Annotated in this window: 27 protein-coding genes; 15 read left to right on the forward strand and 12 right to left on the reverse strand. The window is 62.6% G+C overall.

Going from position 1 to position 22,938, the window contains the following annotated elements:
- Positions 1 to 98: 98 nt before the first annotated feature.
- Positions 99 to 356, reverse strand: a complete 258-nt coding sequence (locus V4R08_RS07700; RefSeq protein ID WP_335578806.1) for a (2Fe-2S)-binding protein — start codon at positions 354 to 356, stop codon at positions 99 to 101.
- Positions 357 to 671: 315 nt separating this feature from the next.
- On the opposite strand from V4R08_RS07700, the gene V4R08_RS07705 reads away from it, so the two are divergent.
- Both V4R08_RS07705 and V4R08_RS07710 read left to right on the forward strand, forming a co-directional pair.
- Positions 672 to 989 carry a hypothetical protein gene (locus V4R08_RS07705; RefSeq protein ID WP_335578807.1) on the forward strand — a complete coding sequence of 106 codons (318 nt, stop codon included), beginning with the start codon at positions 672 to 674 and terminating at the stop codon, positions 987 to 989.
- A 235-nt stretch (positions 990 to 1,224) separates the two neighbouring features.
- A complete protein-coding gene (locus tag V4R08_RS07710) occupies positions 1,225 to 1,509 on the forward strand; it encodes a hypothetical protein (protein ID WP_335578808.1) in 285 nt (94 codons plus the stop codon).
- 75 nt (positions 1,510 to 1,584) lie between these two features.
- Here the strand turns inward: V4R08_RS07710 and V4R08_RS07715 are convergent, their stop codons facing one another.
- The 4 genes from V4R08_RS07715 to V4R08_RS07730 form a co-directional block, all read right to left on the reverse strand.
- Complete coding sequence (locus V4R08_RS07715; RefSeq protein WP_335580214.1) at positions 1,585 to 2,790, reverse strand: lytic murein transglycosylase; 1,206 nt, start codon at positions 2,788 to 2,790, stop codon at positions 1,585 to 1,587.
- Positions 2,791 to 2,846: 56 nt separating this feature from the next.
- A complete protein-coding gene (locus V4R08_RS07720; RefSeq protein WP_335578809.1) occupies positions 2,847 to 3,440 on the reverse strand; it encodes a TIGR00645 family protein in 594 nt (197 codons plus the stop codon).
- A 112-nt stretch (positions 3,441 to 3,552) separates the two neighbouring features.
- The gene (gene tam / locus V4R08_RS07725; protein WP_335578810.1) at positions 3,553 to 4,323 is read right to left on the reverse strand and encodes a trans-aconitate 2-methyltransferase; all 771 of its coding nucleotides are present in this window, start codon (positions 4,321 to 4,323) and stop codon (positions 3,553 to 3,555) included.
- 106 nt (positions 4,324 to 4,429) lie between these two features.
- Positions 4,430 to 6,421 (reverse strand): AI-2E family transporter, encoded by a 1,992-nt coding sequence (locus tag V4R08_RS07730; protein ID WP_335578811.1) that lies wholly within the window; start codon positions 6,419 to 6,421, stop codon positions 4,430 to 4,432.
- Between the two features lie 130 nt (positions 6,422 to 6,551).
- Here V4R08_RS07730 and V4R08_RS07735 point away from each other — a divergent pair, with 130 nt between their 5' ends.
- Together V4R08_RS07735 and brnA are read left to right on the forward strand one after the other, a co-directional pair.
- A complete protein-coding gene (locus V4R08_RS07735; protein ID WP_335578812.1) occupies positions 6,552 to 6,851 on the forward strand; it encodes a BrnT family toxin in 300 nt (99 codons plus the stop codon).
- Positions 6,838 to 7,095, forward strand: a complete 258-nt coding sequence (brnA, locus tag V4R08_RS07740) for a type II toxin-antitoxin system BrnA family antitoxin (RefSeq protein WP_335578813.1) — start codon at positions 6,838 to 6,840, stop codon at positions 7,093 to 7,095. The genes V4R08_RS07735 and brnA overlap by 14 nt, the downstream gene beginning before the upstream one ends.
- On the opposite strand, the gene V4R08_RS07745 is transcribed toward brnA, so the two are convergent.
- Together V4R08_RS07745 and ettA are read right to left on the reverse strand one after the other, a co-directional pair.
- Positions 7,064 to 7,513, reverse strand: a complete 450-nt coding sequence (locus V4R08_RS07745; protein WP_335578814.1) for a HEPN domain-containing protein — start codon at positions 7,511 to 7,513, stop codon at positions 7,064 to 7,066. The two genes, brnA and V4R08_RS07745, sit on opposite strands and share 32 nt — an antisense overlap.
- A gap of 111 nt (positions 7,514 to 7,624) precedes the next feature.
- Positions 7,625 to 9,277: an energy-dependent translational throttle protein EttA gene (ettA, locus tag V4R08_RS07750; protein ID WP_335578815.1), complete on the reverse strand. Its 1,653-nt coding sequence runs from the start codon at positions 9,275 to 9,277 to the stop codon at positions 7,625 to 7,627.
- A gap of 232 nt (positions 9,278 to 9,509) precedes the next feature.
- Between ettA and V4R08_RS07755 the strand changes: the two genes are divergently transcribed.
- Both V4R08_RS07755 and V4R08_RS07760 read left to right on the forward strand, forming a co-directional pair.
- Positions 9,510 to 9,716 (forward strand): hypothetical protein, encoded by a 207-nt coding sequence (locus V4R08_RS07755; RefSeq protein ID WP_335578816.1) that lies wholly within the window; start codon positions 9,510 to 9,512, stop codon positions 9,714 to 9,716.
- Complete coding sequence (locus tag V4R08_RS07760; protein ID WP_335578817.1) at positions 9,713 to 10,009, forward strand: NAD(P)-dependent oxidoreductase; 297 nt, start codon at positions 9,713 to 9,715, stop codon at positions 10,007 to 10,009. Before V4R08_RS07755 ends, V4R08_RS07760 begins: the two co-directional genes overlap by 4 nt.
- Before the next feature lie 176 nt (positions 10,010 to 10,185).
- On the opposite strand, the gene V4R08_RS07765 is transcribed toward V4R08_RS07760, so the two are convergent.
- Positions 10,186 to 11,325 (reverse strand): L,D-transpeptidase, encoded by a 1,140-nt coding sequence (locus V4R08_RS07765; protein WP_335578818.1) that lies wholly within the window; start codon positions 11,323 to 11,325, stop codon positions 10,186 to 10,188.
- Between the two features lie 213 nt (positions 11,326 to 11,538).
- Here V4R08_RS07765 and V4R08_RS07770 point away from each other — a divergent pair, with 213 nt between their 5' ends.
- Complete coding sequence (locus V4R08_RS07770; RefSeq protein WP_335578819.1) at positions 11,539 to 12,495, forward strand: hypothetical protein; 957 nt, start codon at positions 11,539 to 11,541, stop codon at positions 12,493 to 12,495.
- 6 nt (positions 12,496 to 12,501) lie between these two features.
- Here V4R08_RS07770 and sseA read toward each other — a convergent pair whose 3' ends face one another.
- Positions 12,502 to 13,362 (reverse strand): 3-mercaptopyruvate sulfurtransferase, encoded by an 861-nt coding sequence (sseA, locus tag V4R08_RS07775; RefSeq protein ID WP_335578820.1) that lies wholly within the window; start codon positions 13,360 to 13,362, stop codon positions 12,502 to 12,504.
- A gap of 46 nt (positions 13,363 to 13,408) precedes the next feature.
- Positions 13,409 to 13,822, reverse strand: coding sequence for a rhodanese-like domain-containing protein (locus tag V4R08_RS07780; RefSeq protein ID WP_335578821.1), 414 nt, complete (start codon positions 13,820 to 13,822; stop codon positions 13,409 to 13,411).
- 259 nt (positions 13,823 to 14,081) lie between these two features.
- Here V4R08_RS07780 and V4R08_RS07785 point away from each other — a divergent pair, with 259 nt between their 5' ends.
- Positions 14,082 to 14,327 carry a GlsB/YeaQ/YmgE family stress response membrane protein gene (locus V4R08_RS07785; RefSeq protein ID WP_335578822.1) on the forward strand — a complete coding sequence of 82 codons (246 nt, stop codon included), beginning with the start codon at positions 14,082 to 14,084 and terminating at the stop codon, positions 14,325 to 14,327.
- 76 nt (positions 14,328 to 14,403) lie between these two features.
- On the opposite strand, the gene V4R08_RS07790 is transcribed toward V4R08_RS07785, so the two are convergent.
- On the reverse strand, positions 14,404 to 14,997 hold the full coding sequence (locus V4R08_RS07790) for a GNAT family N-acetyltransferase (RefSeq protein WP_335578823.1): 594 nt from the start codon (positions 14,995 to 14,997) through the stop codon (positions 14,404 to 14,406).
- Between the two features lie 181 nt (positions 14,998 to 15,178).
- Positions 15,179 to 15,535 (reverse strand): hypothetical protein, encoded by a 357-nt coding sequence (locus tag V4R08_RS07795; protein ID WP_442935636.1) that lies wholly within the window; start codon positions 15,533 to 15,535, stop codon positions 15,179 to 15,181.
- 238 nt (positions 15,536 to 15,773) lie between these two features.
- Here V4R08_RS07795 and V4R08_RS07800 point away from each other — a divergent pair, with 238 nt between their 5' ends.
- The 7 genes from V4R08_RS07800 to V4R08_RS07830 all read left to right on the forward strand — a co-directional run bounded on the left by V4R08_RS07800 (position 15,774) and on the right by V4R08_RS07830 (position 22,930).
- Positions 15,774 to 15,950, forward strand: a complete 177-nt coding sequence (locus V4R08_RS07800; protein WP_335578824.1) for a hypothetical protein — start codon at positions 15,774 to 15,776, stop codon at positions 15,948 to 15,950.
- Between the two features lie 247 nt (positions 15,951 to 16,197).
- Positions 16,198 to 16,998 (forward strand): PAS-domain containing protein, encoded by an 801-nt coding sequence (locus V4R08_RS07805; protein ID WP_335578825.1) that lies wholly within the window; start codon positions 16,198 to 16,200, stop codon positions 16,996 to 16,998.
- A 77-nt stretch (positions 16,999 to 17,075) separates the two neighbouring features.
- Complete coding sequence (locus V4R08_RS07810; protein ID WP_442935637.1) at positions 17,076 to 17,300, forward strand: hypothetical protein; 225 nt, start codon at positions 17,076 to 17,078, stop codon at positions 17,298 to 17,300.
- Positions 17,301 to 17,370: 70 nt separating this feature from the next.
- Complete coding sequence (uvrB, locus tag V4R08_RS07815) at positions 17,371 to 20,442, forward strand: excinuclease ABC subunit UvrB (protein ID WP_335578826.1); 3,072 nt, start codon at positions 17,371 to 17,373, stop codon at positions 20,440 to 20,442.
- A 194-nt stretch (positions 20,443 to 20,636) separates the two neighbouring features.
- A complete protein-coding gene (locus tag V4R08_RS07820) occupies positions 20,637 to 21,152 on the forward strand; it encodes a hypothetical protein (protein WP_335578827.1) in 516 nt (171 codons plus the stop codon).
- On the forward strand, positions 21,145 to 22,377 hold the full coding sequence (locus tag V4R08_RS07825; RefSeq protein WP_335578828.1) for an HlyD family secretion protein: 1,233 nt from the start codon (positions 21,145 to 21,147) through the stop codon (positions 22,375 to 22,377). The genes V4R08_RS07820 and V4R08_RS07825 overlap by 8 nt, the downstream gene beginning before the upstream one ends.
- Before the next feature lie 214 nt (positions 22,378 to 22,591).
- Complete coding sequence (locus tag V4R08_RS07830; protein WP_335578829.1) at positions 22,592 to 22,930, forward strand: hypothetical protein; 339 nt, start codon at positions 22,592 to 22,594, stop codon at positions 22,928 to 22,930.
- Positions 22,931 to 22,938: the final 8 nt, after the last annotated feature.

The following is a 22,938-nucleotide window of genomic DNA, read 5'->3' on the forward strand; positions in this document are numbered from 1 at the left end:
AATACTTCTAAATCAGATTCGGCAGCGCAACAACCCCCAAGCAGGATGGGCAGCTATCCGCCAACGGTATTAACGGAGACGAGGAGCGCGAAAATCCGTCAGACAGTGATTTCCGGCTGAATCTGCTCGATTTCTGCATGCATCGCGGAGTGGGGACAGCCGTCGCAACATTTCCGGGCACAGGCGCCGAGCGCTTCCTTGATGATGGTCTTGATGGTCCGGGCACATCGCCCACATTCCGCGCTGCATCCAAGACATCCGTAAACCTGCTTGGGCGAACGCCGCAGGTCGTCTGCTGCGGTCACGGCGGAGCGGACATCGTGATCGGTCAGCACGTTACAGGAACAAACGATCATGAAAACGGAACCCAATTGCTACGCGGACACCGCCGATATTGTTGGACCGCGTCGCGAAACGCAAAGGGAAAACCGGCTATTTCAAGCTATTCCAAACTGCCCGGAAACACGGGTAACAGGCTGGCTGGCCGACGCTCCCGCGCGCCGTCTCAACGGCGCCGTAACATCATGATTATCCATAATAAAACCTTCACACCGAGCCGGATCATGGCAGGATTGAGCCACCCCGTTCATTGATCGTTCAAACCAGATGTGGAATCTTTTGTGCAACAGACCGCTATGTGCGGTCGATTGATGCCGGAGGAGTGTGAAGCCATGAAAAGAACATTGATGGCATTGGCGACGGTTGCCATGGTCACGGCGGTGGCTGCACCTCAAGCCGCCGAAGCGCGCGGCGGCCGCATCGCGGCCGGTGTCGTCGGCGGACTGATCGGCGGCGCCATCCTAGGCGGCGCGCTGGCAGGCCCGGGCTATTATTACGGACCCGGCTATTACGGTCCGCGGTACTATGGACCCGGCTACGGCTACTACGGTGGCCCGGCATACGTCGCAGCGCCTGACTGCTACTGGCAGCGCCAGCGCTTCTGGGATGGTTACGGCTGGCGACTCCGGCGCGTCCGGGTTTGCGGCTGATCCGGCAACGACCCGATTAACGAAACGGTCTCCGGATCATACTGTGGATGTTTTCCGGAGCGCCGCTTGCAAAGGCCTGAAAAAACCGTTTTTTCAGGCAAGTGACCTGCGAGCGTTTACGTCAGGTGGATGCCGGGCGCTTCCAAGGTGAGACAGCCGGCTTGAACGACGGTGTTGTAAGTAGCCCTAAACCCGGCGCCCTATCGTGGCGCTACCCTTCAGGAGAGTCCCCAAGATGAAGAAGACAGTTTTCGCCCTCCTCGCGGCAGCGACGGTTGCGGTTGGTTCGATAGCGACGGCTCCGCAGGCCCATGCCGGCGGCGGCGATGTCGCGGCCGGCGTTCTCGGCGGCCTGGTGGGCGGCGCCCTCATCGGCGGCGCGATTGCCAACAGCCGTCCGGCCTACGCCGCACCGGCTCCGGTCTATATGGATGAGCCGCCGTGCCACATGGTGCACGAGCGCTTCTGGGACGACTACCGCGGCGTGTGGCGCTTCCGTCGCGTCCGGGTGTGCGACTGATCTGGTCGTCCTGACGATCCGACCTGAAGAGACCCGGCCTCACGGCCGGGTTTTTCATTTGGCGACACCACAACTTCAGCGCGCCGCGTTCATCGCACGCAGCACCGCCTCGCTGGGCCAGCAATCCACTTTGAGACCGGCCGATTTCTGGTAGGCGCCGAGCGCTGCGCGGGTCAGCATCCCCGCTTTGCCGTCGATCTTGTCCTTGTACAGACCGATCCGCGTCAGATGGCGCTGCATCGCCTCGACGTCGCGGCTGCGCAACTGCGTCGAAGCCGACCACGGCGTCGCGAACGGCAGCGGACTGGTCATGCGGTCGGCGAGATGGCCGACGAACAGCACGTAGAGATCGGAGAAATTGTATTCCTTGATCACGAAGTAGTTCTTCGTGGTCAGGAACGACGGGCCATAGATGCCTTCCGGTTGCAACAGCGAGGCCGGCTGTGCCCGTTCGGCCGCGGTCAGCTTTTGTCCGCGCACCGGCAAAAAACCTTCGCGCAGCCACTCGCCGATCGGCTTCGTCACCTCGGGCACGCCTTGCGTGCAGTCGACGCTCGCCGGTGCGCGCACCTCGTAGGCCCAGCGCAACCCCCGCTGCCAGCCCTTGTTGACGAGTTGCTGCGCGGCCGACGCCAGCGCATCGGGCACCGAGGTCCAGATATCGACGCGGCCGTCGCCATCGAAATCGACGCCATGTTTGGCAAGCTCGGACGGCAGAAATTGCGTGAGGCCGGTAGCGCCGCCCCACGACGCGCGGAAATTCTTGCGCGAGACGTCTCCGCGCTGCAACAGCAGCAGCCCGTCGATGAACTCGGTGCGATACTGGTCCTTGCGGCGGCCGACATAAGCCTGCGTCGCCAGCACGCGCATTGCGTCGTAAGGCAGCGCGTAGCGGCCGTAATCGGTTTCGCGGCCCCAGATGGCAAGGATGATCGCTGCCGGCACGCCGAAGCGTTTTTCAATCGCATTCAGCGTCGGGCGATATTTTTGCATCAGCCGCTGTCCTTGGGCCGCCAGCCGCGCGATGCTCTTCTCCTTGAGGTAATCCGCCGGCACCTGAACGAATTCCGCCTGCGACGGCGCGCCGGTCGCGGGCCGACCGGGCAGGATCAGGTCAGGCAGCTTGTAGTCGGGCTCGAGTCCTGCCGTTACAGAATCAAAGGTCGCGCGTGAGACGCCCGCCCGCTGCGCCTCGGGCCAGATCGCGGCGATGAAACGCGCAAAACCGGCGTCCGCCGCGTGCGCCGGCGGCGCTCCGGTTCCGAGAGCGAACGCGACCATGATCGCGCTCGCAAGCCGCAGCCGCCGCAAAGCGTTCCAGCCGATCGCTGCCATGCTCAATGCTCCTTGTGGCCGTTCGCTCCATTCGACTCGCTCGAGATGCGATCCGCGAGCGCAATGCCGATCGCCGAAAAGATAAACACGGTGTGGATGATGGTCTGCCACATCACGCCGCTTTCGGTGTAGTTGGTGACGCGCTCGGTGCTGCCGAGGTTTCCGGCCTCGATGAAGGTCCGCAGCAGATGGATCGATGAGATGCCGATGATCGCCATCGCGAGCTTGATCTTGAGAACGCTGGCGTTGACATGGCCGAGCCACTCCGGCTCGTCGGGGTGGCCTTTGAGATTGAGCCGCGACACGAAGGTCTCGTAGCCGCCGACGATCACCATCACCAGGAGATTCGAGATCATCACCACGTCGATCAGGCCAAGCACCACCAGCATGATCTGCTGTTCGGAAAAATCGAAGGAGTGCCCGATGAGATGCCACAACTCCTTCAGGAACAGGACGACATAGACGGCCTGGGCGACGATCAGGCCGATATAAAGCGGTAGCTGAAGCCAGCGCGAGGAGAAGATCAGCATCGGCAGCGGGCGCAGGGCAATGGCGGCAGCCGTTGGGGGCAGCGGAGTTTCAGGCGTCGGGGACATAAGCGGGTCTCGTCGTGGCGGGAGAAGCGTTCTAAACGATTCACCGTGACGGAATCGAGACCGTGCGCCGCGGCAAAACGCGCGAAGACGGGCGCAGCATACTGCGACCACCTTACTTGAGCGCGACCACGAAGAAACGCGGAAAGCGCAGCAACACCTTGCCGTCCGCCTGCAGCGGATAGGCGGCGGCGATTCGCGCCGTGTATTCGCGCAAGAACTCTTTCCTTTCGGCGGGCTCCAGCGGATCGACGAACGGCCGCAGTCCGGTGCTCTTGACCCATTCGACGATCGCCGCGGTGTCCACAAGGACATGATTGTAAATGGTGTGCCAGATCTCGATGTGCTGACACAGCGGCCGCAGCGCGTCGTAATAGGCGCCGGGCCGCGGCAGCACGTCTTTCGCCCGCGCGGCGTCCGCAAGTGTTTCCCGCCATGGTCCCGCATGAGCCACCTCGCGCATCATCACATGACTTGGCTCATCGATATTGTCCGGCATCTGAACCGCCAGCGCGCCGCCTGAAGGCAGCGCGCCGAGCAGCCGCTGCAACTGGCGCAGATGCTCCGGCACCCACTGGAAGATCGCATTGGCGAACAGCAGGTCGGTGTTCGCCGGCGGGACCCAGTGCGCGACGTTGGCTTCGACAAATGTCTGTCCCGGCAGCCGTTCGCGCGCCCGCCGCAGCATGTCGGCGGATGTATCGATACCGATGATCTCGGCCTGCGGCCAGCGCTCGACCAGGAGTTCGGTGGAATTGCCGGGACCGCAGCCGATATCAACGACCTTGCGCGGCGCGATCAGCGGAATCTGCGCCAACAGATCGCGCGACGGTCGCGTCCGCTCGTCCTCGAACTTCAGATACTGCTCGGCGCTCCAGTCGTCCATCGCGATCCTCCTTTCGACACCAACCAAGCGCTGCGAACCAAGTCAACGCCGATCACGCGGGAAGATAGATGTATGTCATGGATTCCCCCGATGACCGACGCTCCGGTCAGCCCGCCGCGGCCGCAGAATCGGCGGAGCCGGACGCCGCACTCGGAACGACACCTTGGTCCGGTATGCCGGTTTGCTCGACCAGCGACAGACAATGGGCGGCGGCTTCCCCGAGCGTGTCCGCCACCGCGTCGGCCTTGAGGTCGTGCCGGGTCATCGCGCTGTTGGTCCGTCCCCAGCAACAGACGAGGATGTGCGCCCGCGGCATCTTGCGGCGAAGCTTGCGCACGAGATGGCGCGTGTGGGCCGGGCTGCCGTCATCGAGCGTCGATACGCACGCCAGCATCACGCCCGAGGCGTCGAGCCCAAATATCCCGCCCGGCGACGTCTCCTCCTTCCGCGCGGCTCGCGCCCCGAGACCGTGTTTCGACAGGATCTGAGCCAGAAACGTCGCGGCCGCCTCGTCGAGATCGCTGCGCTCGGCGACGCACAGCACCGGACATTCGGCCTGCCAGTCCGGCGGAAGGCCCTCGCGAATGACGAACGGCAGTTCCGGCATCGGCACATCGGCCGTCACCTCTGCCTCTTCGGCGTCTTCTGCATTCTTGGTGTCGTCACCCTTCGGGGCATCGTCGGACTCGAAGGCCAGCCCGTCGATCACCTCGGCAACGCTGTCCCTGATTTCAGCCAGGCGCTCCGCCGACAGCCGGTCGCGCCTGAGGTCGGCCTGCGCCAGCATCAGCCCCTTCAGCGCGACGGTCTCGTAGTATTCGGCGAGCGACCTTTCCTTCAAAAACTTTTCGGCCATGTCCACAGCCTCCGCCGGATCGCTGGCCAGCATCCGCTGATAGAACAGCTCCGGCGGCGATAACGCCGGACGATCACCGAGAAGGATATCGAGAAACCTGAGATGCTCGACATGGCGGCCCAGCACCACCAGGCAGATCGTCAACGGAGTCGCGAGGACAAGACCGATCGGTCCCCACAGCGCGGTCCAGAACGTCGCCGAGGCAACGACGGCCACCGGCGACAATCCGCTGCTGTGCCCGATGAGCAAGGGTTCGAAGACCTGGCCGATTACGAGCTCCGTCAGGAAAATGAGCGCGCCGCTCCACAGCAGCATCGACCAACCGGGATCGACCGCGACAGCCAGCGTCAGGGGAAAGAACGCCGCAATGAAGATGCCGACATAGGGCACGAACCGCATGATCGCAGCCAGAATCCCCCAGAGGATAGCGCTGGGGACGCCGATCACCAGAAGCCCGACAGCCACAATCACGCCGAAGCTGGTGTTGAGCGCGACCTGCATCAGAAAAAGACGGCTGAGGCGCCCCGCCGCGTCATCGATCGCTGCGGTCGCGGACTGCAGATCATTCGAGCCCGCGAGCTTGATGAGCCGGTTTCGCAGATCCTCCCGCTGGAACAGGATGAAGACCACGAACACGATCACCACGCCCACCGTCGCCAGCGGATGCAGCAGCGGACTGATGAGCGCGGAAATATTCTCGATGGCGGACTGCGGCGGTGGACGCACTTGGACGGGGATAGGCTCGACCTCGCCGGGCGTTTTGGACGACGGCGAGGTCGCCGCCGACGGCGACGGCGGCCGGGTCTGCGGTACGTTGATTTCCTTGCCGAGATTCTGAAGAATATCCGCCGCGCGGTCGAGCGGCCCCGTCGCCGTCAACGCCCGCAGCGATTGAATCTTCTGCTGCATGGTCTGCTGGTACCGGGGCAACCCCTCGGCCAGGTGCCTGACCTCAGTTGCTATCAGGCTGCCGAGCGCGAAGATCGCAACAAAGGCAAGCACGACCACCACCGGCACGCTGGCCGCGCGCGGGAAATGCCACCGCTCGAGAATCTCCACCAGCGGGGCAAGCACGAAGCTCAAAAGCACAGCCAGCGCGATGGGAACGAAAATCTCGCGGCCCACATACAGCCCGCAGATCACGAGGGCGGCGACGATCGCCGATGTCAACGCCCGGTCGCCGAAACCTCCCGCTGCCCGCGGCGTCACCCTCCCGTCCAGATCCAGACTCACAGCCGGCATGACCCCGATATTCGTGGTCATCAATAACCGGCGGGTCGATTTGGTTCCATGGATGGCAAGGACACGCGCCTGGGATTGGAACGATCAGGAGAACACTTGCATTTCTTGTATATTATCATAATATACAAGAATGATCGATCTCGACCGGATTGCCGGATTTGAATGGGACGATGGCAACCGCCGGAAAAGCGCGGACAAGCATGACGTAAGCCCGACGGAAGCTGAAAGCATATTCTTCCGCGATCCGCTGATCGTCGCTGAAGATGAAAAGCATAGCGGAAGCGAGCAGCGCTTCAACGCGCTGGGAAAGACGATTGAAGACCGCCTGCTGCATATCACGTTTACATTCAGGCAGAACGGAACCTTGCTTCGCGTGATTTCGGCACGCGACATGAACCGAAAGGAGCGGAAGATCTATGAGCAAGCGTAAGCCCGTTCCGGCTTTCAAGAGCGAAGCCGAGGAACGTAAATTCTGGGAAACCCATAACTCCACCGATTATGTGGACTGGAGCAAGGCGTCGCATGCGCGCTTCCCGAACCTCAAGCCATCGACGACGGCGATTTCGCTGCGACTGCCAGTGAGTCTACTGGAGCAGATCAAGATCGCCGCCAACAAACGCGACGTGCCCTATCAATCGTTGATCAAGATGTGGCTCGCGGAGAAGGTGGGATAGCGCCAGATCCGCCGGCCTCGAAAGTGGAAAACGCTGCCATCCAAACCTTCAGGTAATTCTCAAAATTTGGGAAAGTCTTCGAATTTGCGAGGACCATGTGTGTATTGCCCGCAGAAATTCTCTTTTTGTGCTTTTCGATGATCTCATCGTAAAAGCGGTCAAACCTGTCAGCCTTCTTCGGAGACGGATATCGCGCGGCCCACACCAATTCCTCTGTCATCAATTCCAACATTGTCCGCTGATCATCGGTAACTTGTAATTCAGCAGCGTTACAAAGCATCACCAGATTGTGCCCGTCGGCATTATCGGGAATGGGACAGCCGCGACGAGCCAAAATTGCCTTGAACACAAGCTCCAGCGAGAGCGCCGCGTTAAAAATGAAAGGGCGTCTATCGGATTCGATCCGCGAATTCGTCAAGTAATGCAGCCGCCCGATGAAAGGAAACTGCCAGCCGAATCCAACCGTCGGGATTCAACTTTTGGTGCTCGTGCGTGAGCCCCACGATTTCACGCCCTTTCCTCGAATCAATCACCGCGTCAGCTTCTTGTACTTCACGCGGTGCGGGATGACGCTGTCCTGACCGAGCCGGCGCATCTTGTCCTTCTCGTAGTCCTGGAAGTTGCCCTCGAACCATTCGACGTGGCTGTCGCCTTCGAATGCCAGGATGTGCGTCGCGATGCGGTCGAGGAACCAGCGATCGTGGCTGATGATGACGGCGCAGCCGGCGAAATCCTCCAGCGCCTCTTCCAGTGCGCGCAAGGTATCGACATCAAGGTCGTTGGTCGGCTCGTCCAGCAGCAGCACGTTGGCGCCGGACTTCAGCATTTTCGCAAGATGCACGCGGTTGCGTTCGCCGCCCGACAGTGCGCCGACTTTCTTCTGCTGATCCGCGCCCTTGAAATTGAACGACGAGCAGTAGCCGCGCGAGTTCACTTCCTTCTTGCCGAGCAGGATCTGCTCGTTATTCCCTGAGATTTCCTCCCACACCGTCTTCTTGCCGTCGAGCGCATCGCGCGACTGATCGACATAACCGAGATGCACGCTCTCGCCGACGGTGATGGTGCCTTTGTCCGGCGTTTCCTGTTTCGTGATCATGCGGAACAGCGTGGTCTTGCCGGCGCCGTTGGCGCCGATCACGCCGACGATACCGCCGGGTGGCAACTTGAAGGTCAGATCGTCGATCAGTTCGCGATCGCCAAAACCTTTGCTCAGGCCCTCGAAATCGACCACGTTCTGGCCGAGACGCTCGGCAACGGGAATGGTGATCTGCGCAGTCTGGGTCTGCTTCTCGCTCGCCTGCTTCAGCAGGTCATCGTAGCGCTGGTAGCGCGCCTTGGACTTGGCCTGCCGGGCCTTCGGCGAGGAAGCGATCCATTCCTGCTCGCGCGCCAGTGTCTTCTGGTGCGCGACGTCCTCGCGGCCTTCCTGCGCGAGACGCTTCTGTTTTTGAACGAGCCACGCCGAATAGTTGCCCTCGTAGGGAATGCCCTTGCCGCGGTCGAGTTCGAGGATCCATCCGGTCACGTTGTCGAGGAAGTAGCGGTCGTGGGTCACGATCAGAATCGCGCCGGGATAGTTGCGCAGGTGGCCTTCCAGCCACGACACCGACTCGGCGTCGAGATGGTTGGTCGGCTCGTCGAGCAGCAGCAATTCTGGTTGATCGAGCAGCAGGCGGCATAACGCGACGCGACGGCGCTCGCCGCCGGAGAGTTTCGTCACGTCGGCTTCATCGGGCGGACAGCGCAACGCGTCCATCGCCTGATCGACCTTGCTGTCGAGATCCCACAGGCCCTGGGCCTCGATCTCGTCCTGCAATTTCGTCATCTCGTCCGCGGTCTCGTCGGAATAGTTCATCGCGAGTTCGTTGTAGCGGTCCAGGATCGCCTTCTGCTTGGCGACGCCCTCCATGACGTTCTCGCGTACGGTCTTGGCCGGATCGAGCTGCGGCTCCTGCTCGAGGTAGCCGACGCGGGCGCCTTCCGCGACCCAGGCCTCGCCGGAGTAATCCTTGTCGAGGCCAGCCATGATCTTCAGTAGTGTCGACTTGCCCGAGCCGTTGACGCCGAGCACGCCGATCTTGGCGTCCGGATAGAACGACAGATGGACATTATCCAGCACCTTCCGGTTCGGCGGATAGGTCTTGGACAAGCCCTGCATGAAGTAGACGAACTGGCGCGCCATCGTGATCCCTGAAAGCGTTGGATTTTTTGGAGAAATTTGCTGCCGCTGATGTAGCCGCGCGGGGACGAAAGGGCAACCTTGCCTTAACCGATCGGAAAGGTTGACGAGAGAAACATTCCGTTCTCTCTCATTCGAACCGCATTTTAATTGAATAGACTAACAATAGCGAGACCAGCGCAATCATGGCGATCTTCCAGCAGGAAGCTCGCGACCCAACTCGGCAGAAACGACCATGGCGACCAGCGTATCGGCGTCAGCCTCCAACCGGACCGAAAAACAGGATCACCGGCGCGGACGGCTTCACGGGATTCGCGCATTCTGGCGCGACTTCATCGCAACCGCATTCAACTCATACCGGCCCGAACTGCACTACATGCGCGGACCCGGACCCGCGTGGCACGCCAAGCACGGCCAGCAGCCGCCGCCGCGTTCCCAATGAGTTGGCTGCGCACCCGCCGTCTCGTATCGCGCGACGACGTCGCGAGGATGACCGCGCGCGGGCCGATCATCGACGCGGCGGCGCTGCAGGACCGCTCGGTCGGCGACGCCGGACCGAAAATCTTCTCGCAGCAACCGCTGCCGCTCGAACATCCGCTGCGCAAGCTCGATAACACCGTGCTGACGCCGCATCTCGGTGACGTCATCACGGAAAACTATCGGCACTACTACATCGAGATGGTCGAGGACATCGCCGCGTGGCTCAAGGGCGGGCCGGTGCAAGTGCTCCGGTAAGTCAAGAGAACCGCCGCAAGAGAATCGTCACGCCTTCGGCGTCGTCCCTGCGAAGGCAGGGACCGCTACACGAGGCCTGTTTCGGCAGCGAAGTGGACGCGTTCGGAAAAACAATAAACATCAGAGGCTATTGCCCCCCGCGTTCGAGGAGGCGGCCAGACGTCGACACAAGCGCCTTACCGGATCGTGACCGGCGCCGGCAGCGGCGCCACGGTGGCCGGCTGGGTTCCGGGCAGGCTTGCCGTCTGCGGCGGCTGCAAAGCCGGCGCGGCGTTCGATCCAGGAGCCGGTTGACCAGGCGCCGACTGCGTGGAGGCCGTCGTATCGGTGTGCGGCGGGCCGCCTGGCAATACGACGACGCGGGTGCCGACCTTGACGCGGTCGAACAGGTTCTCGACGTCCTCATTCAGCATGCCGATGCAGCCCGACGATACGAACTTGCCGATGGTCGACGGCTGGTTGGTGCCGTGGATGCGATAAACGGTCGAGCCGAGATACATGGCGCGGGCGCCCAGCGGATTGCCCGGGCCACCGGCCATGAAGCGCGGCAGATAGGGCTGGCGCTCGATCATTTCCGTCGGCGGATGCCAGTCCGGCCATTCGGCCTTGCGGCTGATCTTCTGCACGCCGGCCCAGGTGAAGCCGTCACGGCCGACGCGCACGCCATAGCGGATCGCGCGATTGTTGCCGAGAATATAATACAGATACGTGTTCGACGTATCGACGACGATAGTGCCCGCCGGCTCCTTGGTCACGAAGGTGACTTCCTGACGGCGCAGCCTTGGCGCCAATTGGTTTTCGCCGCCCTGATCGACCTCCGGCTGCTCATCCGCCGGCAGCGCCGACAGCGGGGTCGGCCTGCCGTCCGCGCCTACAGGAGCCGGCGGCGCGAGACCGGCGGCTGGCCCGCCCGTCGAAGCAACCGTTTCCGGCGCACGCGTCGGATACCGCGCGGGGCCGGGCTGACCGTAACGCGGATCATCCGGCGACATAACCGGTCGCTGCGACGTCCCGCGATCCGAATAGACCGGCGCGGGGCCGGGCTGACCATAACGCGGATCCTCCGGCGACATCACCGGGCCCGGCGGCGGCAGCGCCGCCGAATTCTGCCCCCGAGACGACTGATAGTCGTTGATCCCATCAGAATCGGGAAGCGCATCGATCGCGCCTGGACGGTCATCTTCCGGATATGCGGAGGGCGATGCCGAATAGATCGGGCCCGGCGCGGGCGGATACCCCTGCGCAGAGGCGAGCGAGGTTCCCGCTGCGCCAGCGACGACTGCCGCAAAAACCGTCAGAATGGGTCTGATCATCATCGCCCTTGTATAAGTCAAACAAGACATCGGATCGTTAATGGCCACATCGCGCAGGATCGCGGCACATTCAAGACAATTCCGGCAAAAGCGTCCCCGTTTCGGTCATAATTCCGAGATCGTGGCTAAGCGTGACCTCTATGCCTCACCGGTTCCGGCGGACCTTCGCAAAGCCGACGATTTTTGGGGCGCGTTGTCGCATCCGTTGCGGTATTCTTGAAACGCTTGATTCGCGGGAATCTGCTGGCGCGCCCGTCGATCACAGGTGTTCAACCGCGTCCCGATGGCTCGATTATCGTCGCAGACCGCGCGGCGAAGGCGGAACCTATCCTCATGCTGCCCGGCTTCCGTTCCCTGTCCATTGCGGTCGTGCTGGCCGTCTCGATGCTGATCTTCGGCCTGGGTGCCGCAGCTCTGTTGCGGGCAACGCACGAAGAGTTCGCAAGTGTGCCTCTCAAGCAGATGCCTGAAGTCACGTTCGGGTCGCGAGAAGAGACCGAGCAGCCGACGCTGGCCGTGCTGCAAGTCGATATACCCGCCGCCCATCCCGCCGAGCCGGAGTCGAATCAGGCCGAAGCACAGCATCCCGCGACGGCCGCACCCGGCGCCCAACCGGAATCCACCGGCACCGCGCCCCCTGCCGCGGATGCGCCTCGCGCCGCGGATGCACCCTCAGTTGCGACCGACAGCGCCACGCCCGCAGCTTCCCCGGAGCCGTCCGACTCCGTTCCGCCGGCGACAGCGGACACGACACCCTCCACCGATGCAGCCGCGGCCTCAGCCGAACCATCGGAGCCGCCGCCGGGCGTTGAGACTTCAGTCGAGGCAGGCGACGACGCCAAACCGGACACTGCGAAAACCGATGCCACTAAACCCGATGTCACCAAATCCGATGCCGCCAACTCCGATGCCACCACCTCCGAAGTTGGGGCGTCCGACGTCGTGGAAACGATGACGTCGCCGTTCGGAGAGCATTTCAGGGCTCCCCTGCCGGTGAACCGTCCCGCACGGGCAAATCAGGTCGCCGATCCGACGCCGCCGGCTGCCAAACGATCCGCCGCGAATCCGCCGCGCGCCGCCAGGCGACACCACCATCGCCACCGCCGTGTAATCCGGCCGTCACGCCGTTCATCGCGGCCCGCGTTCTCGGGGGCGCAGTTCGCCCCGGACTGAGCCTGCTCAGGCGGGGCCGATGGCGATCGGGGGGCCGTCCTGCAATCCCCACTCCGACCACGATCCATCGTAGAGCGCCGAGCCGCGCACGCCGAGGCGATAGAGCGCCAGCGTCAGCACCGCGGCGGACACGCCGGAGCCGCAGGAGGTGACGAGCGGTTTCGCCAGGTCGAGACCGGCACCGGTAAAAGCGGCGCGCAATTCGTCCAGCGGTTTCATGACGCCGGTCGCGGCATCGAACAATTCGTTGTACGGCAGGTTGCGGCTGCCGGGGATGTGACCCGAACGCAAGCCGGGCCTCGGCTCCGCCATGCTGCCATCGAAGCGATTGGCCGCGCGTGCATCGACAACTTGCTCGCGATGCGACGACAGGTTGCTCACGAGTTGCGCCTTGCTGCGCACATAGGCCGGATCGAACCTCGCGGTGAACTTGCCCGGCTTCGGCGATGCCTTGCCGGATTCAAGGGAGCGGCCTTCCGCGCGCCATTTCTTCAGGCCGCCGTCGAGCACACGGACATCGCCGTGGCCGAACGACAGGAACATCCACCACACCCGCGGCGCGGCGACCCAGCCGCCGGAATCGTAGACCACGACCGTATCGCCGGAGGAAATCCCGAGCGCGCCGGCATCGTGCGCGAACCGCGCGGCATCCGGATACATATGCGGCAGCGGCGACGCACGATCGGAAACGGCATCGACATCGAAGAACACCGCGCCGGGGATGTGCGCGGTGAGAAAATCGTCGACCGCCAGCGGCAGCACGCCCGGCATCTTGAACGAGGCATCGACCAACTTGACGCCGGCATCGCCGAGATGCGCGGCCAGCCATTCGGTAGAGACAAGAGGGTCGTCGGCGGTGGAGGTCATGGCGGATCCAGTTCGTGTTTCGTCATTGCCGGCATGACGAACAATATTATGACTTCGCCTTCGGCTCGACATTCTCGACCGCTTCGCCGGCGTCGCGCCAGGCTTTGAAACCGCCGCCGAGATGCGCGACAGGCTTCAGACCCATGTCCTGCGCGGTCTTTGCCGCCAGCGCCGAGCGCCAGCCCGAGGCGCAATGAAAGATGAACGTCTTGTTCTCCTGGAAGACCGGTTTGGCATAGGGGCTTTCAGGATCGATCCAGAATTCGAGCATGCCGCGGGTGCAGGAAAACGAGCCGGGAATCCTGCCTTCGCGCTCGAGCTCGCGCGGATCGCGGATATCGACGAGGATCGCCTCGCCGCGTTCAACGGCCGCCTTGACGTCCGCCACGCTCATGGTCTCGATTTCCCGGTTCGCTTCCTCGAGCAGCGCCTTGATACCGCGCGTGATCGTCTGGGTCATAGGCATGTCCTCTGAAATCGTCATGCTGCATCCCGACGAGATAAAGACGTGGATGGCCGGATCAAGACCGCCACGACGAAGATGATGCTACGGGGTCGATGGTCGCTCCGTCTCCTCCCAGGCGAGCGTGACCGACACCTGGACCCGCCGGGTTTTTCCTCTGGACTTGACCCGCAGCCTGCTGTGCAATCAAACGCGATACAGAGCGGCAATCATCAAGGAAGCGCCGGCGAGAGCGGCGTTTCAGGAGGAGCGATCCATGGGCATTATTGTGTGGCTGATTGTCGGCGCGATCGCGGGCTGGCTGGCTGGTGTGATCGTGAAAGGCGGAGGCTTCGGACTGATCGGAAACATCATCATCGGCATCATCGGCGCAATCGTCGCCGGATGGCTTTTGCCGCTGTTCGGAGTTCTGATCGGCGGCGGTTTTTTCGCCCAGGTCATCAATGCAGCTATCGGCGCGATCATCGTTCTCCTCATCGTGTCGTTCATTAAACGCGCCTGACAACAATCACACATTCGCAAAGCGGCCGCCAGACAAACAACGGCGGCTGCTTGTCGTGGACCCGCCGGCGGCGGGGCTATCGAGGCCTTTCATTAAGCTCGTAGGCGAGATGCGCCTTCACCGTCGGCCACTCGCCGGGAAGGATGCTGTAGACGACGGTGTCCCGCAGCGTCCCGTTCGGCGACATCTGATGGTTACGCAGGATGCCGTCCTGCCTGGCGCCAAGCCGCTCGATGCCGCGCCGGCTGACCTGATTGAAGACGTGGGTCCGGAATTCCACAGCGATGCAGTTCAGCTTTTCGAACGCGTGTGCAAGCAGCAGCAGCTTGCACTGGGTATTGACGGCGGTGCGCTGAACGCGCTTTGCATACCAGGTCGAGCCGATCTCGACCCGGCAGCTCGCGACATCGACGTTCATGTAGGTGGTCATGCCCGCGATTCTGCCCTCGGCATCCCGCACCGTGAACGGCAGCATGGTGCCGGAGGCTTGCAGCGACAGCCGCCGCTCGATCTCGGTCCCCATATTCTCCGGCGCGGGAACGAACGTGTACCAGACCTTCCACAGCTCGCCGTCCCTTACCGCCTCAACGAGGGCGCCGCGGTGGTCGTGTGACAGCGGCTCGAGCCGCGCATGAGGCCCTTCGAGTGTGACGGGCTGCAGCCAGGGCATGGTAAACTCCGTTCCTTGTACCGTCATTGCGACATCGCGACAAAATTGGCAAAGCCAATTTTACTCTTGGCTCCACGTCTTGACAGCCCGGCAGCGAGAAAGACTTGGATGAGAAAGAACCTGGGATGACCGAAAAAAGCCGGACCACCTTGAAGCCGTTGCTCCGGAAAACCTGCCTGAACTATTTCGCGTTCTCCTTCGCGCTGTCTTTTCCGTTCTCCTTCGCCGGCGGCTGCGCCGGTTTTTTCCGCGCCGCCTGAAGCTCGGACACAGCCTTCTGCAGCTCCACGATCGTGCCTTTCAGCGTCTCGATCTGCCGATTGGCGACATCGATCTTTTGCTGATTGTCGATGCCGAGTTTCGTGACGGTCTTTTGCAGGAAATTGACGTTGCTCTGCAGGCAGCTCGTTCGCCGCTCCATCGTTTTTTCGACGGTGCAAATCTCTATGCCGGGAACATCCTGGGCTAAAGCCACGCCGGAGCGCAGCACGCAAGCAGTCACGATCATCAACGCCCATGGAAGGCTTCGGCCGGTCATCGGCAATCCTGTCTCGATAATGATTCCCGATCGATACCTTCGCAGAACGGCGCGCAAGCCGCGAGGACTATCATGCTGACACCTCGGTTGCGGACCGATCACGACGCATCGAGTTGCTTCATTGCGACCGCGTCAATTGGGCTCAATGGAACCGCGGTTTCCCTGGAACGCATCCGAAGCCCGCCGGTTGGTCCCAGGCGAACGTTCGTCTCGTAAGTAGCAAAAATGGAGATCAACGATGTCGAACCAGACGCCAAACCAGAATAAAGCAACGCAGCAACAACAGAATCAGGATCAAAAGCGGGATCCGGACGAAATCAGGAAGGCCGAAATCAGGAAGGCCGTTGAGCAAGATCAAATCGATCCGAAGAATCCTAAAGGTCAACAGGATACCGGGTTCAGCGGCGGCTCCTAAAGGCCTCGATTAGTTCCGACGGTGGCCCCGGGTTCAAAAGCCGGGGCCATCGCGGTAAAACGTCGGCGGTTTTAATACCGCACCTCTCCTCGATAATTCCAGAGGTCGACAGCATTTGATTTCAAATCGTCGCAAACGGATTCCACCACGGAAGTTGCCGTTAACGCTGGCGACGAAAACATTGTCGGCTGTGCAACCACTTGTCATCGAAGCGGGCTTATCCTCAGTCACGTTACGGGAACAGGCGATGCGCTTCGACTGGCGGATGATAGTTGGCCCGGCTCTCGCGACATTGGTGGCGATCACGTCCATCTTTGTCGATCGCAATGTCGTTGCCATTCCGTCAGCGCTGTACGTCTGCATCGTCGCACTCGCCGCATCGCTCGGTGGAACGACGTCCGGCCTGATCAGCGCCGGCATCGCTGTTCTGGCCTCGGCACTACTCATGACAGGCCACGACGCGGCTGCCACTCTTCCTTCCCTGCTGCATCTGGTGCTGCTGGCCCTGACCGCCGGCGGCACCGCCGTGATCACCGGATTGCTGCGTCGGCGGATGATGAGCGCGCTCAAATGGCGCGAGCAGCACGCGACCGCGGCACGGCTGTCCGGCGCTCTCGACCAGATCGACATCGGCGTGGTGTTGCTCGACGCAGATACCCGGGCCGAATTCATTAACCGCGCCTTCCGCACCTACTTCTCGCTGCCGGACGCGAAGGCCGACAGCAAGCCGCCATTCATTGCGCTGATGTATCACGGCCGCGACACCGGTGCGTTCGAATTGCCGGCAGACGAACTCAGCCATTTCATTGCCGAACGCACCAAGCTCATGCAGGCTGGCGACCAGACCCCGATCAACATCAAGCTCAGGGACGGTCAGGTGCTGCGCTTCAGTTGCACGGCGCTCCCGGACGGCGGCCGGATGCTGAGCTATACTCCGGTGACCGATCTCGTTCGTCACACCGACGACCCGGCCGACACCGACTACTACCTGTCGCTGCGCGGCGGTGGCCATCGCTCCCCGATCCATCGCCTGCGCGCAGCGGAATGACCTCGTGCGGATTCGCGGACGATCCAATTTCACCTTCATCGATTGCGGGAGTATGGTTCTCCCTCGATGAACGCTACATGAAACGCCTCTTGATCGACATGACACGTCAGCCAGAACGGCAGACCGTCCGCCGCCTCGTCTGTTCCGGGTGCGGAACGGAATTCGGCTGTGAGCTGTCGGGGAACTGCTGGTGCGCCGAGGAGACGGCACGGCTGCCGATGCCGACCCAGGGCGGCGATTGCCTGTGCCGGGATTGCCTGCGCAAGGCGGCGGGAGCTGCTTCCTCATCGCGGAAGGCATAACCATTGCGTCATAGCGCATCGGTGCGACCGCGCCCTTTCGTACGGGCCGGACTAGCCCCATATTGCCGGCATGGCGAAGACTCCCGATTCCCCGAAACAACCCGGCAAAACGCCGAAATCCCGGGCGCCTAAATCCAAGGTTCCGAATTCGAAAGCGCATCGTCCCGAGGTGCAGCCGATCGGGCCGGCGCTGGCCGACCTGCTCAATCCCGCGATCAACCGCGGCGACGCCGGGCTGGGCTCAGGCACAGGCTTGCAGCCGCCGCCGGATAATTCGTGGGACCGCCGCTCCGGCGGCGAGGCGGCTGCGCATCGCGCGCGCGCCTCCACGCGCGGCAAGAGCGATGCAACAGCGCGGCGGGATGCCATAACCCAACGTGACGCGGCTTCCACCCCTCCCCCCCAAAGGGGGCAGGTGAAGCAAAAAGGCTTCGACGAAGCGCAGCAATCGGAATTCGCAACGCCGACCTACGGCACATCAGCCACAGTTCCGATGCTCGATCCGGAACTGGCGCGGCAACTCGGGCTGCCGACCGCCGAGGACGACGACGAGGCATTGGCGCGGCCGCCGCGCAACAAGATGGAAGGCCTCGGCGTCAAGGCGACGGCGGAGTCGCTGGAAGCGCTGCTGCGCGATGGCCGTCCCGAATTTCGCGGCAACGACGGCGCGATGAAAGTGTGGACGCCGCACCGCCCGCCACGTCCGGAGAAATCCGAGGGCGGCGTGCGCTTCGTCATCAAGTCCGAATACGAGCCGAAGGGCGATCAGCCGACCGCGATCAAGGAACTGGTCGAAGGTATCGACCGCAACGACCGCACCCAGGTGCTGCTCGGCGTCACTGGCTCGGGCAAGACCTACACCATGGCCAAGGTGATCGAGGCGACGCAGCGCCCGGCCCTGATCCTCGCGCCGAACAAGACGCTGGCCGCGCAGCTCTATGGCGAGTTCAAGAGCTTCTTCCCCGACAACGCTGTGGAATATTTCGTCAGCTACTACGATTATTATCAGCCCGAGGCCTACGTTCCGCGCACCGACACGTACATCGAAAAAGATTCCTCGATCAATGAGCAGATCGACCGGATGCGTCATTCGGCGACGCGCGCGCTGCTGGAGCGCGACGACGTCATCATCGTCGCCTCGGTGTCGTGCATTTACGGTATCGGCTCGGTCGAGACCTACACCGCGATGACGTTCGCGCTGAAGCGCGGCGAGCGCATCGACCAGCGCCAGCTCATCGCTGACCTCGTGGCGCTGCAATACAAGCGCACATCGGCCGACTTCACCCGCGGCACCTTCCGTGTGCGCGGCGACGTCATCGACATCTTTCCGGCGCACTACGAGGACCGCGCCTGGCGCGTCAATCTGTTCGGCGACGAGGTGGAGAGCATCGAGGAGTTCGATCCCCTCACCGGCCACAAGCAGGACGAACTTGAATTCATCAAGGTCTATTCCAACTCGCACTATGTGACGCCGCGTCCGACGCTGATCCAGGCGATCAAGTCGATCAAATCCGAACTCAAGATGCGGCTCGACGAATTGCACGCGCAGGGGCGGCTCCTTGAAGCGCAACGGCTGGAGCAACGCACCACCTTCGACCTGGAAATGATGGAGGCCACCGGAAGCTGCGCCGGCATCGAGAACTATTCGCGCTATCTCACCGGCCGCCGTCCCGGCGAGCCGCCGCCGACGCTGTTCGAATACGTGCCCGACAACGCGCTGGTGTTCGCCGACGAGAGCCACGTCAGCGTGCCGCAGATCGGCGGCATGTTCCGCGGCGACTTCCGCCGCAAGGCGACGCTCGCCGAATACGGTTTCCGCCTGCCCTCCTGCATGGATAACCGTCCGCTGCGCTTCGAGGAATGGGACATGATGCGCCCGCAATCGGTCGCGGTGTCGGCAACACCCTCGGCGTGGGAATTGAACGAAAGCGGCGGCGTGTTCGTCGAGCAGGTGATCCGCCCGACCGGCCTGATCGATCCGCCGGTGGATATCCGCCCGGCGCGCACCCAGGTAGACGACCTCGTCGGCGAGGTGCGCGCCACCGCCGCTGCGGGCTATCGCTCGCTCGTCACCGTGCTGACCAAGCGCATGGCGGAGGATCTCACCGAATATCTGCACGAGCAGGGCATCCGCGTCCGCTACATGCACAGCGACATCGACACCATCGAGCGCATCGAGATCATCCGCGATCTCAGGTTGGGTGCGTTCGACGCGCTGGTTGGCATCAACCTGCTGCGCGAGGGCCTCGACATCCCCGAATGCGCGCTGGTCGCCATCCTCGACGCGGACAAGGAAGGATTCCTGCGCAGCGAGACCTCGTTGATCCAGACCATCGGCCGCGCCGCCCGCAACGTCGATGGCCGGGTGATCCTCTATGCCGATCAGGTCACGGGATCGATGCAACGCGCCATCGCCGAGACCGACCGCCGCCGCGAAAAGCAGGTGGAGTACAACACCGCCAACGGCATCACGCCCGAGAGTATCAAGAAGTCCATCGGCGATATCCTCAACAGCGTCTACGAGCGTGACCATGTGCTGGTGGAGATCGGCGATGGCGGCAAGGGGAATTCCTGGTCGGACGATGCGGTCGCGATCGGCCACAACTTCGAGGCGGTTCTCTCCGATCTGGAAACGCGGATGCGCGAGGCCGCCGCCGACCTGAACTTCGAGGAAGCGGCGCGGCTGCGCGACGAGGTTAAGCGGCTGCGCGCCACCGAGCTTGCGGTGGTCGACGATCCCACCATCAAGCAGCGCGGCGTCGCGGCGAAGGCCGGCAGCTACGCCGGCAAGAAGAAGTATGGCGATGCAGCGAACCTGCCGGCGCGTTTGGATAAAGCAGCGCAAGGCAAGGCGTCGGGCAAGTTCAGCAAGCGTGGCGGCTCGTCGCCCTCGAAAGTCCACAAACCCTCGCTCGATGAGATGGGCATCGCCACCTGGCACGAGGTCAAGCCGACCGGCGCGCGGCCGAAGCCGCGCAAGCCCACGCTCGACGAAATGGGTCCGGGGACCGAGAGCAAGATTTTTCAGCCGACCAATTCGCGACAGTCGGGTCCGGAATTCTCCGGACGTGCCACGTCCGCTCCTTCCCCGCGTTCATCCGGCGGCGCGCCGGGGCATCGCGGCGGGTGGAAAAAGAGATGACCGAGCGCCGTCGGCCAAACGATCGGGAAAAGTCACCCTGCGCCCGGTGTGCGGAATTCCGACGCTGCGAAGCTGGCGTCGCTGATCGCTCTTGCCAAATCCCAAGCCTGTGCAATGATGCAGCCCTCCGGCAATTACCGGATGTATGCTGAAGTTTGCTTTTCCGTTCGTTTGTTTCTGGAATGGAGGACCGCTTGAGCGAGTTGCTTCATCCAAACGCGCCCCACGATCTTCCGTCCTTCATTACAGCGCCCGGTGACACGGACGTCTTGATGGTGGCTGTCGGCGCCATCCTGATCGGAGCTATTCTGGCGGTCGGCAATGTTTATCTGCGGCTGCATACCATGCCGGAGCGGATGGCGCACAAATCGCAGAAGCTACAGTTCGAGATCGTCGCCGTTCTTGGCTTGCTGGCGCTTTTCACCCACATCCATCTGTTCTGGGTGGCGGGACTGCTGCTGGCGATGATCGACCTGCCGGACTTCAGCACCCCGCTGCGCAGCATCGCCGGCTCCGTGGCGACAATCGCCGACGTCAAACCAAGCGCGGAGACGCCCCGACCGCCGCACGATATCGCGGCCGATGACACCGCCGATACACCGGACATGGCCAAACTAGACATGCCGAAGGCTTCCGTCGCGAAGGCGTCCGTCAAAAAGGACTCCGACAAGGATGACGCCGGCACGAGCGGGGTGCAGGGTCATGCTTGAACTGCTGCTCTGCTCGCTGCTGACGATATTCCCCGATTATCTTTACCGCCGCTACGCGCAGGGAAAGCGGCTTGGCCGCGACATCACGCTCTATTCCGTCTGGTTCGAACTGAGGTGGGGCATCACCGCCTGTTTGATGCTCACGGTCGCCCTGATCACGCTGATCTTCTATTTCCATCCCTCGACGACGACGGCGACCTTGTTCTTCAGGACCGTCCCGATCATCCCCGAGGCGACCGGACGGGTGTCGGAGGTGCATGTCAATTTCAGCGCGCCCGTGAAGAAGAACGACGTGATCTTCAAGCTCGACAGTACGAAGCAGGAAGCGGCGCTGGAAACCGCCCGGCGCAAGATCGCCGAGGTGGATGCCGCGCTGGGCGCCGCGCAGGTCGATATCATCAAGGCGGATGGCCAAATCCGGGAGGCCAAAAGCGCGTATCAGCAGGCGTCCGACGATCTCAACGTGAAGCGCGAACTGCAAAGGCGCAATCCGGGGATCGTCCCGCAGCGCGACATCGAGAAGCTCCAGGTGCTGCTCGCAGGACGGGAGGGCACCGTCGATGCGGCGAATGCGGCCAAACAATCCGCGGTGGTCCGCGTGACATCGCTCCTTCCCGCGGAGAAGGCCAGCGCCGAGGCGGCGCAGGCACAGGCGCAGGTCGATCTCGACAAGACCTACGTTCGCGCCGGCGTTGACGGACGCGTCGAGCAGTTCTCGTTGCGGCCGGGCGATATCGTCAGCCCGATCATGCGGCCGGCGGGAATCCTGATCCCGGAGGGTGCGGGTAAACGGGTCCTGTCGGCGGGGTTCGGCCAGATCGAAGCACAGGTGATGAAGGTCGGAATGGTGGCGGAGGCCACGTGCATTTCGAAACCGTGGACCATTATTCCGATGGTGATCACGAGCGTACAGGACTACATCGCGGCGGGTCAGTTCCGTGGCGGCGAGCAACTCGTCGAGGCGGGACAGGCTCTGCGGCCGGGCTCGATTCTCGTCTTCCTCGAGCCGCTCTACAAAGGCGGCCTGGAGGGCATCACGCCCGGAAGCAGTTGCATCGTCAACGCCTATACCAGCAACCACGACCAGATCGCCTCGAAGGATACCGGAACATTCAAGCGTTTCGTGTTCCATGCCATCGACGCCGTGGGGATCGTGCATGCCATGCTTTTGCGCATCCAGGCCCTCGTGCTCCCCGTCAAGACGCTGGTCATGAGCGGGCATTGAGACTGCTTTTTCGGTCTCGTGAGCAACGGCGCGTCAGGACGACGCCCACGATTGCGACCCATCTTGCCGCCTGCTAGATTCCGATTCAACTGCGCTGGACCAGACTCCAGCCTTATCCTTTTGATAGAGCATGATCCCGAAAATCGGTTTCCACTTTTCGGGATCATGCTCTAAGCGTGAAGCGATTCACTTCATATCGTCCGGGGGCATGAACATGGCGGACGCCGATCTCGACGTCATCATCCGGCAGCTTGCCAAGCGGCAGCACAAAAGCCTGACGGCGGCGGTCAAGGCGCGGCGCGCCCGCTACCTCGCGCTCGCCGCCAAAGCGAAGGATGCCGCCGGCAAGCAGCGCTTGCGGCAGATGGCGAAGCACGCGTTGGAGGAAGGCAGCGCGGCCGTGAAGCGGCTGCGAATGTCGGCCGACAACGCCGCCGACAGTTACGCGCGCGCGATGCGGCGCGCGGCGGATGGGCTCGCGGCAGAACAGGCCACTGCGCGGAAGAAAACGTCCGGCAAGCCATCAAAATCGGCGACGCCGGCAAAACCCTGATGGTTAAC

Origin of the sequence: Nitrobacter sp. NHB1, from assembly GCF_036964665.1 — a bacterium.
Lineage (GTDB): Bacteria > Pseudomonadota > Alphaproteobacteria > Rhizobiales > Xanthobacteraceae > Nitrobacter.

Excerpts from the sequence above, each read along its gene's own strand:
- V4R08_RS07785 (WP_335578822.1), top strand. The coding sequence starts at position 14,082 with ATGGGCATTATTGTGTGGCTGATTGTCGGCGCGATCGCGGGCTGGCTG.
- V4R08_RS07705 (WP_335578807.1), top strand. The coding sequence starts at position 672 with ATGAAAAGAACATTGATGGCATTGGCGACGGTTGCCATGGTCACGGCG.
- V4R08_RS07825 (WP_335578828.1), top strand. The coding sequence starts at position 21,145 with ATGCTTGAACTGCTGCTCTGCTCGCTGCTGACGATATTCCCCGATTAT.
- V4R08_RS07765 (WP_335578818.1), bottom strand. The coding sequence starts at position 11,325 with ATGATGATCAGACCCATTCTGACGGTTTTTGCGGCAGTCGTCGCTGGC.
- V4R08_RS07830 (WP_335578829.1), top strand. The coding sequence starts at position 22,592 with ATGGCGGACGCCGATCTCGACGTCATCATCCGGCAGCTTGCCAAGCGG.
- V4R08_RS07710 (WP_335578808.1), top strand. The coding sequence starts at position 1,225 with ATGAAGAAGACAGTTTTCGCCCTCCTCGCGGCAGCGACGGTTGCGGTT.
- V4R08_RS07790 (WP_335578823.1), bottom strand. The coding sequence starts at position 14,997 with ATGCCCTGGCTGCAGCCCGTCACACTCGAAGGGCCTCATGCGCGGCTC.
- uvrB (WP_335578826.1), top strand. The coding sequence starts at position 17,371 with ATGGCGAAGACTCCCGATTCCCCGAAACAACCCGGCAAAACGCCGAAA.
- V4R08_RS07700 (WP_335578806.1), bottom strand. The coding sequence starts at position 356 with ATGATCGTTTGTTCCTGTAACGTGCTGACCGATCACGATGTCCGCTCC.
- brnA (WP_335578813.1), top strand. The coding sequence starts at position 6,838 with ATGAGCAAGCGTAAGCCCGTTCCGGCTTTCAAGAGCGAAGCCGAGGAA.
- V4R08_RS07800 (WP_335578824.1), top strand. The coding sequence starts at position 15,774 with ATGTCGAACCAGACGCCAAACCAGAATAAAGCAACGCAGCAACAACAG.
- V4R08_RS07810 (WP_442935637.1), top strand. The coding sequence starts at position 17,076 with ATGAAACGCCTCTTGATCGACATGACACGTCAGCCAGAACGGCAGACC.
- V4R08_RS07715 (WP_335580214.1), bottom strand. The coding sequence starts at position 2,790 with ATGGTCGCGTTCGCTCTCGGAACCGGAGCGCCGCCGGCGCACGCGGCG.
- V4R08_RS07730 (WP_335578811.1), bottom strand. The coding sequence starts at position 6,421 with ATGCCGGCTGTGAGTCTGGATCTGGACGGGAGGGTGACGCCGCGGGCA.
- V4R08_RS07760 (WP_335578817.1), top strand. The coding sequence starts at position 9,713 with ATGAGTTGGCTGCGCACCCGCCGTCTCGTATCGCGCGACGACGTCGCG.
- V4R08_RS07735 (WP_335578812.1), top strand. The coding sequence starts at position 6,552 with ATGATCGATCTCGACCGGATTGCCGGATTTGAATGGGACGATGGCAAC.
- ettA (WP_335578815.1), bottom strand. The coding sequence starts at position 9,277 with ATGGCGCGCCAGTTCGTCTACTTCATGCAGGGCTTGTCCAAGACCTAT.
- sseA (WP_335578820.1), bottom strand. The coding sequence starts at position 13,362 with ATGACCTCCACCGCCGACGACCCTCTTGTCTCTACCGAATGGCTGGCC.
- V4R08_RS07805 (WP_335578825.1), top strand. The coding sequence starts at position 16,198 with ATGCGCTTCGACTGGCGGATGATAGTTGGCCCGGCTCTCGCGACATTG.
- V4R08_RS07795 (WP_442935636.1), bottom strand. The coding sequence starts at position 15,535 with ATGACCGGCCGAAGCCTTCCATGGGCGTTGATGATCGTGACTGCTTGC.
- tam (WP_335578810.1), bottom strand. The coding sequence starts at position 4,323 with ATGGACGACTGGAGCGCCGAGCAGTATCTGAAGTTCGAGGACGAGCGG.
- V4R08_RS07755 (WP_335578816.1), top strand. The coding sequence starts at position 9,510 with ATGGCGACCAGCGTATCGGCGTCAGCCTCCAACCGGACCGAAAAACAG.
- V4R08_RS07720 (WP_335578809.1), bottom strand. The coding sequence starts at position 3,440 with ATGTCCCCGACGCCTGAAACTCCGCTGCCCCCAACGGCTGCCGCCATT.
- V4R08_RS07780 (WP_335578821.1), bottom strand. The coding sequence starts at position 13,822 with ATGACCCAGACGATCACGCGCGGTATCAAGGCGCTGCTCGAGGAAGCG.